The 246-nt window shown below is 53.7% G+C and carries 1 tRNA gene; it reads right to left on the bottom strand.

Annotation, left to right across the window (positions count from 1 at the left end):
- Nucleotides 1–89 precede the first annotated feature (89 nt).
- Nucleotides 90–181 (bottom strand) — tRNA-Ser (locus FS458_RS20480).
- Between the last annotated feature and the right edge of the window lie 65 nt (nt 182–246).

Raw genomic sequence — 246 nt, 5'->3', positions numbered from 1 at the left:
GGGATTCGAACCCGTGTTACCGCCGTGAAAGGGCGGTGTCTTAACCGCTTGACCAACGGGCCAGATTTTTGAGCTAGAGAGTATGTATCTGGCGGAGAGCAAGGGATTCGAACCCTTGATACGGGGTTGACCGTATACACGATTTCCAATCGTGCTCCTTCGACCTCTCGGACAGCTCTCCAATATGGCTCCACAGGTAGGACTCGAACCTACGACCGATCGGTTAACAGCCGATAGCTCTACCAC

Source organism: Fictibacillus phosphorivorans (assembly GCF_007673525.1).
Lineage (GTDB): Bacteria > Bacillota > Bacilli > Bacillales > Fictibacillaceae > Fictibacillus > Fictibacillus phosphorivorans_C.
The sequence above is the reverse complement of the archived record's forward strand: the minus strand, read 5'-3'. Positions and strand labels throughout refer to the sequence as shown.